The organism is Pedobacter sp. AC379, from assembly GCF_979258145.1.
This window is the reverse complement of record NZ_OZ409839.1, coordinates 743,459-756,644: the sequence shown is the minus strand read 5'-3', so window position 1 is coordinate 756,644 and position 13,186 is coordinate 743,459. Positions and strand designations below refer to the sequence as shown.

Here is a 13,186-nt window from a genome sequence, read left to right as displayed (position 1 = left end):
TATGAATAGCAACATCAGATCAAAACAAACCATTATTATTGGAGCGATTGTATTGCTTGTTGCATTTTTATTTACAAGAGACATTAAGGGTTTGGTGAAACCGACCGAAGAAAATGGAAAAATGCCTGAAAGCGGCCAAATGGCTAACGCAGGTTCTTCAGCAGCTTTATCGGCCTTAAACCTCGAAACTTCATCTACAGCTGCAAAAAATGTAATCAATAAAAACCTGGCTACAGACATTACAGCTTTAGAAAACACTTACAAAAACGCAAACGGTGCAGAGAAGATTGAGCTTGCAAAACAATTGGCCCAGAAATGGGACGATGTAGAGCAAATCACCCCATCAGCACTTTATTTAGAAATTGTAGCACAGGCCGAACCATCATCAAAATCATGGCTGGCATCTGGTAATCAATTTGTTAAAGCTTTTGAAAGTACACAGGATAGTATAGCACAACCTGCTTTATTGCAGAAAGCAAATACATCTTATAAAAACGCATTAGAGAAAGATTCTACAAACATTGAAGCTAAAACAGGCTTAGGTGTAACGATAGTAAATGGCTTAGGCGCACCAATGCAAGGTATTGCAATGTTGCTGGAAGTTGTGGCTAAAGAACCTAAAAATGTAAAAGCGAATATGAATTTAGGATTGTTCTCAATAAAATCAGGTCAGTTCGACAAAGCAATTCCACGTTTTAACACTGTAATTGCCGCCGCTCCTACCCCTGAAGCCTATTTTTATTTAGGAACAGCTTTAGAAAATTTAGGCAGAAATAAAGAAGCAGTAAATGCTTATCTATCAAGCAAAAAATTAGCGGCTAACCCAACCTTATCTTCTTTCATTGATAAGAAGGTGGCTGAACTAAAGAATAAAAATTAATTAACAGATTAATAAAAACATTTAAAACTTAAAACTATGCCAAGCGGTAAAAAAAGAAAAAGACATAAAATGGCTACCCACAAACGTAAAAAACGTTTAAGAAAAAACAGACATAAGAAAAAATAGTTTCTTATTTTGATAAAGCTTATTAAACCTCATAGTAAACACTATGAGGTTTAAATAATTTATATGATTTTCGATTATATGGATTTAGGCTATATCAATGTTTTTATTTACTATCCATTTGTTAATAGGCGAAAGCCTTAAATCTGTAGCTGTTGGTAAAAGAATTAATTATCAATTCGACTCCTGCCGGAGTTACCATAGCGTTGATTGAAGACAAACAACTTGTTGAGCTTCACAAAGAACAAATCAATAATAACTACGCCGTAGGCGATATTTATTTAGGCCGCATTAAAAAAATTATGCCCGGCCTGAATGCTGCTTTCGTGGATGTTGGTTATGAAAAGGATGCATTTCTGCATTATTTTGATTTGGGCCCTCAGGTGCAATCTTTAATTAAGCTAACTAAGATCAAGCGTAATGGCTCGGTTACAGGCACATTATTAGATAATTTAAAGCTGGAAGCCGACATTAACAAGGCAGGCAAAATTTCTGATGTGCTGAGTAAAAACATGCTCCTCCCTGTACAAATTGCAAAAGAGCCAATTTCTACAAAAGGACCGCGTTTAAGTTCCGACATTTCGATTGCCGGCAGGTATGTGGTACTGGTGCCCTTCTCCAATACCATATCTGTATCAAAAAAAATAAAAAGCAATACCGAACGTAATCGTTTAAAAAAGATTATTGAAAGTATTAAACCTCAAAATTTTGGGGTAATTATCAGAACCGTTTCTGAAGGCAGAGGAGTTGCCGAAATGCAAAAAGATCTTTTGGATTTAATTGCTAAATGGGAAAACTTCATTAAAAAAATACCTGCTACCGAACCTTCAAAAAGAGTTTGGGGAGAAATGGACAGATCATCAACGCTAATCCGTGATATTCTGAACCCTGATTTTACAAACGTTTACGTAAGTACACCAGAGTTGTACGATGATATCCGTTCTTATGTGCACGATATTTCTCCGGAAATGGAAAAGATCGTTAAACTGTACAAACAGAAAGAACCCATCTTCGATCACTTCGGGATAGAAAAGCAGATTAAAAATGCTTTCGGAAAAACAGTAAACTTACCAGGTGGTGCTTACTTAGTTGTAGAGCACACTGAAGCACTTCACGTAATAGATGTGAATAGTGGAAACCGTACTGCCAGTAAAGAAAACCAAGAGGAAAATGCTTTACAGGTAAATAAAGAGGCGGCTAAAGAAATTGCCCGTCAATTGCGCTTGCGTGATATGGGCGGTATTGTGGTAATCGATTTTATCGATATGCACAAACCAACAAACCGTAAAATGCTATTCGATTATTTGCGTGAGCTGATGTTATTGGATAGAGCCAAACATACTATTTTGCCTCCGAGCAAATTTGGTTTGGTACAAATTACCAGGCAGCGTGTGCGCCCGGAAATGAATATTGTAACGGTAGAAAAATGCCCGGCCTGCGGTGGTACAGGAGAAATTAAAGCGAGTATCGTTTTAATGGATGATATTGAAAACAACCTTAATTATATTTTAAGAGAGCAAAATGAAAAAGGTGTAACACTTTCCGTGCACCCATACATTGAAGCTTACATAACAAAAGGAATTTTCAACCTTCAACGCCGTTGGTTCTTTAAATATGGCCAATGGATTAAAGTGAAGGCACAATCATCGTATTATTTAAACGAGTTTCACTTCATCTCCGCAAAAGACGAAGAGATTAAACTATAACTCAAAACACATTCAATTAAAAGCCTGGATTTTTTAAATTCAGGCTTTTTTGTTTTAAAAAATAAAAGCAATAAATTTTAATTTCCACCCGCACGGAATTACGATCGCTTTTATGATATCGTGCCGACGCAAATTGGCAAACGTTTAATTGTTCAAAAAAATAAAAGCAATTCAATTCAGATAGGTTAAATTCGTAATCTAAAATTTTAATCAATTGGCAAAAACAAAAAGTGCATTTTTCTGTCAGAGTTGTGGTTATGAATCAGCAAAATGGTTGGGTAAATGCCCATCCTGTAACCAATGGAATACTTTTGTAGAAGAAATTGTAGAAAAAAGCTCAGCATCTGTTCCAACCTGGAAAAGTGATTCATCAAGTCGTAAATTAAGCAAACCGAGCAAAGTTGATGAAATACAATCTTCTACTGAACGGAGAATATTAACGGGAGACAAAGAACTCGACCGTGTTTTAGGCGGTGGCCTGGTAGAGGGCTCATTGGTATTGATCGGTGGCGAACCCGGGATTGGAAAATCAACCCTGATGTTGCAACTGGCTTTAAATTTAAAAGGTAAAAAACTGCTTTATATTTCTGGAGAGGAAAGTGAACAGCAAATTAAAATGCGTGCTGAGCGGATTCAGGAAAACCCGACGTCCAACTGTTATATTTTAACCGAAACCTCTACCCAGAATATTTTTAAACAGATTGAAATTTTAATGCCTGAGATTTTGGTTGTAGATTCTATCCAGACGCTTCATTCTGCCCATATCGATTCTACCCCGGGGAGTGTATCCCAGGTTAGGGAATGTACAGCCGAACTGTTGCGCTTTGCAAAAGAAACAGGTGTGCCCGTTTTCCTTATAGGTCATATTACGAAAGACGGTGCCATTGCAGGCCCCAAAATACTGGAGCACATGGTTGATACTGTTTTGCAATTTGAAGGCGACAGGCACCATGTTTACCGCATATTACGATCAATTAAAAACCGTTTCGGGGCAGCGGCAGAATTAGGGATTTACGAGATGCAGGGAAGTGGATTAAGAGAAGTTTCCAATCCTTCAGAAATTTTACTATCGCAACGTGATGAAGAACTAAGCGGCATTGCGATTGCAGCTACTTTAGAGGGCGCCAGACCAATGCTAATCGAAACCCAGGCTTTGGTAAGTTCAGCGGCCTACGGCACGCCACAACGATCTGCAACGGGCTTTGATACCAAGAGAATGAATATGCTTTTGGCTGTGCTGGAAAAGCGATGCGGCTTTAGATTAAGTACACAAGACGTTTTCTTAAATATTGCGGGCGGAATAAGGGTAGAAGATCCTGCAATTGATTTAGCTGTACTAATTGCCATTATTTCTTCACATCAGGATATAGCTGTTTCTTCTAAAAACTGTTTTGCAGCAGAAGTTGGGCTATCAGGAGAAATAAGGGCGGTAAATAGAATTGAACAGCGTATTGCAGAGGCTGATAAGTTAGGTTTCGAAACCATTTACATTTCTAAATACAATTTAAAGGGGATAGCATTAGAAAAGTATAACCTTGAAATTAAAGCGGTAAGTAAAATAGAAGAAGTTTTTAGTCTTGTTTTTGGCTAATAGTTGGGGAAACAATTCAACAACATTCCCCATATAGAAGAAAAAATTCCACGGTTCCACAATTTTGGCAAAAACGATATAAAAGGGCAAAACAAAATAAACCGCTTATTATGAGCGGTTTACATCTAAAACAAAAAATAAAGATGGATTTGGATTAAGCTTTGCCTAGTAAAGTATGTTCTATGAGGCCATAGAACTTTACGAAAATGGGATGATTTTTCCCCGTTGGTGGACACCAACGGGGAATTTTTTTGCCTTTAATTTATTTAAAGAAAAATTAAATAACTTTGGTTCAAGATAATAACCGGAACCATATAATAAATAAACATGAAAAAGATCATTTTGAGTTCAAGCCTTTGCCTATCTGTAGCATTTGCATTTGCCCAAACCGCTTACAACGGACAAAAATTCGGAGAGGAAGTTAAACCCGGAAATGTAAAACCCGCAGCAAAAATTGAAGCTGCAATGGGAGACAAAAAAACGGCAGACATGAAAATTGAAGGTAAAGTTGTAGATGTATGTAAGAAAAAAGGCTGCTGGATGACCCTCGAAATGCCAAATGGTGAACCGATGCGGGTAACATTTAAAGATTATGCCTTTTTTATGCCAATGGATATTGTAGGCAAAAAAGTAGTTTTAGACGGCTTAGCTAAAAAACAAACAATTTCTGTGGAAACTTTACGTCATTATGCGGAAGATGCAAAAAAAACTCCTGAAGAAGTAGCAAAAATTACAGATCCTAAAAAAGAGCTTGCTTTTGAAGCTAAAGGCGTGGTAATTTTAGATAAATAGGTTCGAAATCTGAAATGCTAATATAGAGCTGAAAAAGCTTAATTGTCTCCGTTTGTAACGAGGATTTTGAGGTAGGGCATTTGCCAATGCGAAAATAGTTCCTTTAACAGCGATAAAATCGCTTTTCTCGTACATCCTTCATTACAAACAAGGACGATGTAGTATGATTATCTATGGATTTTCTGTGTTTCCATTGCAGAAACTATCTCTAGTTCATTACCGAATTACCAAACACTTACAATTGCTAAGTACGAAGCAATCCTGAAACACACGCTAGTAGCGATCGTTATAAGATTGCTTCGCCGGTTGAAAAAGCCTTCTGGCAATGACGATACCCATAGGATATTCATTTCCTTAAAATAATGTCATTCATATTGATTTTACACAATAAATTCTCCCTCAGGATGACATATATATTGAGATACAACCTCCTACTATTGGATAAGATTTTATTATAAAACCCAGTTCCAGCCAAACTCATCGGGAGCTAAGCCGTAACGGATATCGTTTAATTTTTTAGCAATTCCATTGGAAATGTGTCTTGTAGATGGATCTGTTAATTTATAAACCTGACCATTATAACCCATTTCGCCAACATGTGTAACTGTAGCAGCAGTTCCTGCAGCAAATGCTTCTGTTAAGCTTCCGTTTTCAATTCCCTCGATCACCTCTTTAACAGAAACCCTACGCTCCTCAACCTCAACACCGGCCTCTTTAGCCAGTTTGATAATTGTATCGCGCGTTACGCCATCTAAAACTGTACTGCGTACTGATGGGGTAACCAGTTTACCATTAATTACAAAAAGCAAATTTGCGGTTCCGGCTTCTTCGATAAATTCGTGTGTAACCGAATCCGTCCAGATTAACTGATCAAAACCTTCTTTTTTAGCCTGCTCAAAAGGATATAGTGAACGGGCATAATTTCCGGCAGTTTTAGCAAAGCCAACTCCACCTTCGTCTGCACGGGTAAATTCAGTTTCGATTTTAACTTTTAAGGCACTGCTGTAATATGGACCTGTTGGTGTGGTTAACAAGGCAAATTTATAAGAATCAGATGCTTTTACCCCTAAATATGGGTCCATGGCAAACATTACCGGACGGATATACAAAGCGTAATCTTCCTGGTTAGGCACCCATTTCTCATCCACATTGATTAACGCTGCCAAACCTTGCATAAAAATTTCTTCAGCAATACCTGGCATCGACATCCTTGCCGCTGATTTGTTAAAGCGTTCGAAATTTTTATCAGCACGGAAAACACTAATCTTTCCGTCGGGTTGACGGTATGCTTTTAATCCTTCGAAAATTGCTTGTCCGTAATGAAGTGCAGAAATTGCAGGGCTCATAGGAATGGGGCCATAAGGAAGAATCTGTAAATTTTTCCATTCGCCATCTTCAAAGTCGGCTGTAAACATGTGATCGGTAAAAACCTTACCGAATGGTAACTGCGAAAAATCAGTAACAGCCAAACGGGTTTCGGTTGCATTCGTGATTTTTATATCTAATGTCTCGGTCATTGTATTTGAATTTTGAATGAGTGAATGATCGAATGATTGAGTATTTTACCTGCTCATTCTTATATTCAATCATTAATTATTTCGCGCAAATTAAGAAAAAACGTGCTTTTTTAATAGCTTTTTATAATATTAATCTTTGTTTTTGAGTGTTTTAAGTACACTAAGCACCCATCCTTTGCCCCACTCTTCCATTTGTTCATCTGTCCATAAGAATGGATAAAAGATTCTTTTTTGAAAACGCGGAGGCAGGTATTTCTGCCAGTTGGTTCCTCCTGTTGCGGCAACATCAACAGGATCTTTCTCTAAATAACGTACCGCCGATTTATAATGCGATAAAGGCCATTCTACGTTTACATACAAATCTAATTTGCGCAGCTCTTCTGCAAGCGCTGTAACATCTGCTCCATTTGCCTGTAATTGATGATATAGCGCCGAAAAATTAGTGAGTGTACGATCTTTTGCCAGTTGCAGAAACTGAGCAGCATACTTTTTAATAAACTGTTTAAGGGTTAAGGTTTGTTTGCCCGAAGCCAGCTCAGTTGCCCCAAATTTCCAATAAATATTTTCAAACTGCTCTTCTATTGTTGCCGTGCTTAAAGCTACCCGTTTAGATTTATCAACCAGGCGGATAAAATCAGTAGCACAGATTTCAATCATCCTATACTGCCCCGATTGGAAACCACTTGCCGGTAATAGCGACATGCGGAATTTTAAAAACTGTTCTTTCTCCATACCATCAACCATTACTTCAAAAGATGTGGTTAGGGCATTGAAATAAGCATTAATGCGTTTTACGCGGGCAGTAAAAAACTCAACAGTTAAATTTTTATGCTCAGCAATCTGCCTGCACTCGTGCAAAGCTAGTTTAAAATAGAGCTCGGTAATCTGATGGTACATGATAAAGATTTCTTCATCAGGAATTGGTGTTTTAGGGCTTTGCAAACTGAGTAGTGTATCCAGATGGATATAATCCCAGTAGGTTAGGAAATCGGCATATAAGAGGCCATCGAGGTAAGAGGCCATATCCTGCCCCATTGCGGTATACTTTTCTTGTAATTGGTTTAATTTGTCTTTTATTTCTGGTGTGAAATCCATTGTTTGAAGTTAGCTGGTACAAAGGTGATAAAGATTTTGCAACAAATAACTAAATTTTATACATTTGAAACCAAGGCGATGGGGTACCGCCAAAACCGCCCAAACAGGCTGATGACTCCTACGATTTTATTTAAAATTGAATTCAAATGCCTGTTAAAAAATTAACAGAAGGATTTCTTCTGTCTGTTCATCGCTTTATTAAATTCGACTTCGGATTACTCTTGATCAGTACACTTAAGTGGTTGCTGATTTCTCTACTACTGGGTGGAATTATTGGATCTGCTTCTGCCCTATTTCTGGCTACCTTAAACTGGGCAACCAATTATCGCGAACATCACCTCTGGATCATTGCCTTTTTACCTTTAGCTGGTATTGTTATCGGTTTGGCTTATCATTATTGGGGCACAGCAGTGGTAAAGGGAAACAATCTCTTAATTGAAGAGTTACAATCGCCTAAAAAGATCATACCAATTGTGATGGCTCCGTTAATTTTTGCCGGCACAATTATTACTCATTTATTTGGAGGATCAGCCGGAAGAGAAGGTACTGCCGTTCAAATTGGTGGTGCATTTGCCGATCAGTTTACCAAACTATTGAAACTTAATGCCAGAGACAGGAAAGTTATTCTGATTTGCGGCATCAGTGCTGGCTTCGCCTCCGTTTTTGGAACTCCACTAGCTGGTGCCGTATTTGGGTTGGAGGTTTTTGTGGTTGGAAGTTTAACTTATAGTGCAATTCTACCTTCGTTTATTACCGCAATAATTGCCGATTATGCATGCAAGGCCTGGGGCGTTGGCCATACCCATTATAGTATCTCTGTAATACCTGAACTAAACTCGGTTAACCTGCTGCTATCATTAGGGGCCGGTATATTGTTTGGACTTACAGCAAGATCTTTTTCTGCCTTAAACCATGGTTTATCCAAGATTTTCAGTAAAATTAAGTATCCGCCGCTTCGTCCTTTTATAGGTGGAATAATTTTGATTGGCATTATTTACCTGATTGGAAATACGCGTTACATTGGTTTAGGGATACCTGTTATTTCAGCCTCATTTACACAACAAGAAGCTTACTATACCTTTGCCATTAAATTATTTTTAACAGCTTTAACATTAAGTGCCGGGTTTAAGGGAGGGGAAGTAACCCCACTTTTTTTTATTGGAGCAACATTGGGTAGCTTTTTGAGTTTTTTTATTCCATTGCCATTAGGATTGCTCGCGGGAATGGGTTTTGTAGCTGTTTTTGCAGGCGCAGCAAATACTCCGTTAGCCTGTATTTTTATGGGTGTAGAGTTATTCGGAACCTCCTCGGGAATTTACATCGCCCTTGCCTGTGTTACTGCATACCTGTTCTCGGGCCATACCGGGATTTATCAATCACAAACGATTGGAGCCCCGAAACATTTGTTGCTGAAGAGGCGTTGAGGGAACGGGGGGGATTCATAAAGATGGCCGTCATCCCAACTAAAGCACGAGGCACGAAACAATCCTAAAGCACACGCCAGTAGCGATCGTTGTAAGATTGCTTCGTCGGCTGAAAAAGCCTTCTCGCAATGACGATACCCTTAGGATATTCATTTCCTTAAAATCATGTCACTTAGATTGATTGTTATAAAAATTATCCCTCGAAAATACAATCCTGGTTAATATAGTACCCTAAACTTTATGGTTTGTTCAATTTTTTTAAGCGATTTAAACAATTGTTTATCGTATTGGGCATTTATATCGGTAATGGCATAGCCTATTTCGGGGTTGGTCATTAAAAACTGGCTTACAATATTGATATCGTGTTTCGCAAAAACAGTATTAATTTTAGCCATTATACCTGGCACGTTCTTATGAATATGGATTAAACGGTGCGATTTCTCAATTTTTGGCAATTGTAAATTCGGAAAATTACTGCTTAAATAGGTTGCTCCGGTGTTCATAAAATCGGCAACGCGTTTGGGAATAAAATCTATGTTGCGCGGGTTATTTTTTGGATCGTCGAAAACTACGATTCCCTGTTTGGTACAAAGGTCAAGATCTATTTTATTCTTTGCACTTCCTAAATACCCAATTGTTTTAAGTTTGGCTGCATTTTTCAACTGCTCTTTATCTATTTTTTCGCCATCAGCCAACAATATTATGCCAACATCTTTTACATATTTCTCTTCGAAAGTGGTTTTATGGCGAATAGATAATCCATCATTTTTAAGAATTGAGATGGTTAAAGGATCAACTTCGCCAATTACCAGACAAAGAATTCGGTTTTTTGGATAAGAGATTGCCCGTGGAAGATCATTTACATACAAAAACTCATCAAAACTTGGCGTAACATGGTCTGCTTTAGATACAATGCTTTCGCGCGCAATGTTCTCGGTAAAAGCAAAAAATTTATTGATAATTCCGCTTTCACGCAACTGGAAATCTGAGTAACCATCTCCGATGCCAAACAGTTCGCCTTCTAATTTTAAATGTTTAAGCAACTTTACTTTACCACCTTCTTCGCTTAGCGGGTTGGCATGGTCGTAATCTATAATTTTACCATCGCCGGTGGTAACAAAGGTATTGGCATAAATATTTTCTTTCTTAATGTGATATTGGCTTACTACTGGAGTAATAAACTCCTTAAATCCGCCGGAAACAATCAAAACCTCGTCGGCATGTTTTTTAAAAAACTCTGCATTACGCGAAAAAGACGTTGATACTTTCTTTTTTAAATGTTTAATCAGCTGTTTTAAATGCTCCTCATTTGCTTCGAGCAGTTTAACGCGTTGTGCTAAACTTTCGGAGAAGGAAAGTTTCCCTTCCATAGCAAAATTGGTATAATCTTCAATTTTTTGAAAAATCGCTTCTTTATCTGGGTGGTTCTTCAGCGAAATGCGGGCAAGTTCATCAAGTGCTTCTACCTGGGTAAAGGTACTGTCAAAATCGATGATGTAATAGGCTTTTTGTTTGGGCATTATCTTAAATGTTGGGTAATTTCTTTTATGCTTTCGGCAACGGGCTTAAAGTTAATGCCAGTTTCCGTTTTTACTTTATTATTATTGTAATAACTCAAGGTTAAACTGCTTTTTGCTGCATCTTTGGTAATAGAAGGCTGTGTACCGGTAAACAAGGAAGCAAATTTAAGTGCCCGCCAGGCTATTCCGAGCATCCATGGTTTCGCTTCTTTTACAGGTGCTTTAACTCCAAAACCCTGAGCAATTTCGCCAAACAGCGCTTTATAATGATAATCGTCAGCAGATACGATAAAACGTTCACCAGAAACTTCGGCATCCATTAAAAGGATCATGGCTTTTGCCACATCTTCAACATCAACAAAGCCTGATGCGCCATCTGTATAAAACGGAAAACCTCCTTTTACCAATTTAAAAATAGCTCCACTCCCTTCAAAACCTGCATTTTTACCAATAATAACCGATGGATTGACTATAACCGCATCCAAACCTTCAGTTATACCCCGCCATACTTCCATTTCGCCTTCATACTTTGATAATCCATAGGCATGGGCTTTGGCATCATACTCCCAGAAATCTTTTTCCGTTATTTTTTGTCCTTTTTTTGCATTTCCAAGGGCTGCTACCGAACTAACATGCAACAAACGGCAGTTATTTTCGGCACAAAGGTTTACGATGTTAGATGTTCCTTCAATATTTACATGAAAAAGTTGTTTTTTATCTTTTGGGTTAAAAGATACAAATGCAGCGCAATGGTAAACTTTGGTAATTCCCTCAAAGGCATCCTCGAGTATAGAAGGTTCATTAATATCGGCTTCAAACCACTCAATTAATGGAATATCTTTTATCAATGCAGGGACTTTAGATTTCGCCCGCCTCAGTGCCCGCACAGTTAAACCTTTATCAGTTAACTGTTTAATTAATTCAGATCCTAAAAATCCAGTTCCTCCGGTTACCAGTATCATTTTATTTTTTTCGGGCTATATGTGGAAATACGCATTCAAAAATAGATATTTGAGCCGAGAGTTTTAAATATATGTCATTAACGGATTTCTTTTCACCCATAAACCCCGATAGTTTTACACCCAGGCAAGGATTTTTTACAAGTCAGCTGGGTTTAAAAGCGCAGATTTACACCGAAACCTTTCCCGATTTTGAGGAGCATACCTACGATCTGGCTATTTTTGGCGTGCTTGATGGAAGAGGGGCGGTGAATAATGAAGGCAGTGCCCTTGCTCCGGATTATTTTAGAGAGAAATTTTATAAGCTCAATGAAGGTCCTTTTAGTACCAGAATTGTAGATTTAGGCAATATTAAACACGGCGCAACCATTGCTGATACATATATCGCCATTAAAATGGTGGTTTCTGAACTCATCAAAAAAGACATCATCCCAATTATTATTGGTGGCGGGCAGGATTTAACCTATGGCCAGTATCTGGGTTATGAAGATTTAGAGCAAAAAGTAGATCTGGTTGTTATTGATAACCAATTTGATATCGGTGATGATGACCATGAAGGAATTGCCACCCGATCGGACTGTTACCTGAATAAAATTTTCTTACACCAGCCTAATTATCTGTTCAATTTTAGCAATGTAGGTTACCAAACTTATTTTGTAAACCAGGAGAGTTTGAGCGTGATGGATAAACTGTATTTTGATGTACATCGCTTGGGCGAGTTTGCCCAGGATATTACTTTGACTGAACCCATTATCCGCAATGCAAACATGATCAGCTTTGATATAGGCGCAATCCGATCTGCCGATGCTGCCGCAAATGCCAATACCACACCGAATGGTTTTGATGGTGAAGAAGCCTGCCGCATTGCCCGCTATGCAGGCATGAACGATAAATTAACCTCAATTGGCTTTTACGAATTCAACCCTGCTTACGACAATAACGGACAAACGGCTTTTTTACTCGCCCAAATGGTATGGTATTTTATAGAAGGTTATTACGCCCGTAAAAAAGATTTTCCGCTTACACCAAAATCTCAGTTTATGATATACCGTACCAGCTTAAAAGATGGTTCGGGCGAAATGATGTTCGTGAAAAGCAAAAAATCAGACAGGTGGTGGATGCAGGTACCTTATCCATCCGGACAAACTAAAAACGAGCGTTACCACCTTGTACCTTGCCGATATGATGACTACCAGACTGCCGTAAATGGCGAAATGCCTGATTTGTGGTGGAGAACCTATCAGAAATTAAATTAAGAACTGTATTAAAAATAAGTGTTGCTAAAAGAGTTGTCAACTTTAATAACATGGTTGCCAGAAAGTTGACAACTCTTAAATAGTATTATAATAATAAAATTCTGTAAACGATCTGGGCATGCCCCAAGCTGCGCAAGGGTCGGGCTATACGTTCCAATCTTTTTTGATGAAGGATCAAAAAAGGATTTCCACTGCTATCTCTCATGCAAAAAGAAAACCATTGCGCCTTTGTTTTGGGTGGAAAATCCCCATGGTCTGTGGAGAAACAGACCATGGGGATTTTCCCAAAAGAGTTGTCAAATTAATAACACGGTTGCAAGAAG

The 13,186-nt window shown here is 38.2% G+C and carries 10 protein-coding genes and 1 riboswitch; of the genes, 6 read left to right on the top strand and 4 right to left on the bottom strand.

The window, feature by feature from the left end:
* The first annotated feature begins 1 nt into the window (after window position 1).
* The 4 genes from ACZZZW_RS03325 (at window position 2) to ACZZZW_RS03310 (ending at window position 5,092) form a co-directional block, all read left to right on the top strand.
* Window positions 2–880: a tetratricopeptide repeat protein gene (locus ACZZZW_RS03325; protein WP_055909225.1), complete on the top strand. Its 879-nt coding sequence runs from the start codon at window positions 2–4 to the stop codon at window positions 878–880.
* A gap of 278 nt (window positions 881–1,158) precedes the next feature.
* Complete coding sequence (locus ACZZZW_RS03320; RefSeq protein WP_055909227.1) at window positions 1,159–2,709, top strand: Rne/Rng family ribonuclease; 1,551 nt, start codon at window positions 1,159–1,161, stop codon at window positions 2,707–2,709.
* A 214-nt stretch (window positions 2,710–2,923) separates the two neighbouring features.
* Window positions 2,924–4,300: a DNA repair protein RadA gene (radA, locus tag ACZZZW_RS03315; RefSeq protein WP_055909231.1), complete on the top strand. Its 1,377-nt coding sequence runs from the start codon at window positions 2,924–2,926 to the stop codon at window positions 4,298–4,300.
* Window positions 4,301–4,627: 327 nt separating this feature from the next.
* Complete coding sequence (locus tag ACZZZW_RS03310) at window positions 4,628–5,092, top strand: DUF4920 domain-containing protein (protein ID WP_463492259.1); 465 nt, start codon at window positions 4,628–4,630, stop codon at window positions 5,090–5,092.
* 452 nt (window positions 5,093–5,544) lie between these two features.
* Here ACZZZW_RS03310 and ACZZZW_RS03305 read toward each other — a convergent pair whose 3' ends face one another.
* Both ACZZZW_RS03305 and ACZZZW_RS03300 read right to left on the bottom strand, forming a co-directional pair.
* Entirely contained in the window at window positions 5,545–6,609 is a 1,065-nt protein-coding gene (locus ACZZZW_RS03305; protein ID WP_055909237.1) for a branched-chain amino acid aminotransferase, read from the bottom strand.
* A 129-nt stretch (window positions 6,610–6,738) separates the two neighbouring features.
* A complete protein-coding gene (locus ACZZZW_RS03300) occupies window positions 6,739–7,704 on the bottom strand; it encodes a tryptophan 2,3-dioxygenase family protein (protein WP_055909239.1) in 966 nt (321 codons plus the stop codon).
* Between the two features lie 65 nt (window positions 7,705–7,769).
* A riboswitch (Fluoride riboswitch) is annotated at window positions 7,770–7,832 on the top strand.
* 18 nt (window positions 7,833–7,850) lie between these two features.
* On the opposite strand from ACZZZW_RS03300, the gene ACZZZW_RS03295 reads away from it, so the two are divergent.
* Window positions 7,851–9,128 (top strand): voltage-gated chloride channel family protein, encoded by a 1,278-nt coding sequence (locus ACZZZW_RS03295; protein WP_463492258.1) that lies wholly within the window; start codon window positions 7,851–7,853, stop codon window positions 9,126–9,128.
* Window positions 9,129–9,346: 218 nt separating this feature from the next.
* Here the strand turns inward: ACZZZW_RS03295 and ACZZZW_RS03290 are convergent, their stop codons facing one another.
* Together ACZZZW_RS03290 and ACZZZW_RS03285 are read right to left on the bottom strand one after the other, a co-directional pair.
* Window positions 9,347–10,648 (bottom strand): HAD-IB family phosphatase, encoded by a 1,302-nt coding sequence (locus tag ACZZZW_RS03290; RefSeq protein ID WP_055909241.1) that lies wholly within the window; start codon window positions 10,646–10,648, stop codon window positions 9,347–9,349.
* On the bottom strand, window positions 10,648–11,610 hold the full coding sequence (locus tag ACZZZW_RS03285; protein ID WP_463492257.1) for an NAD-dependent epimerase/dehydratase family protein: 963 nt from the start codon (window positions 11,608–11,610) through the stop codon (window positions 10,648–10,650). The genes ACZZZW_RS03290 and ACZZZW_RS03285 overlap by 1 nt, the downstream gene beginning before the upstream one ends.
* Before the next feature lie 71 nt (window positions 11,611–11,681).
* Here ACZZZW_RS03285 and ACZZZW_RS03280 point away from each other — a divergent pair, with 71 nt between their 5' ends.
* Window positions 11,682–12,863: a formimidoylglutamase gene (locus tag ACZZZW_RS03280; protein ID WP_055909247.1), complete on the top strand. Its 1,182-nt coding sequence runs from the start codon at window positions 11,682–11,684 to the stop codon at window positions 12,861–12,863.
* Window positions 12,864–13,186: the final 323 nt, after the last annotated feature.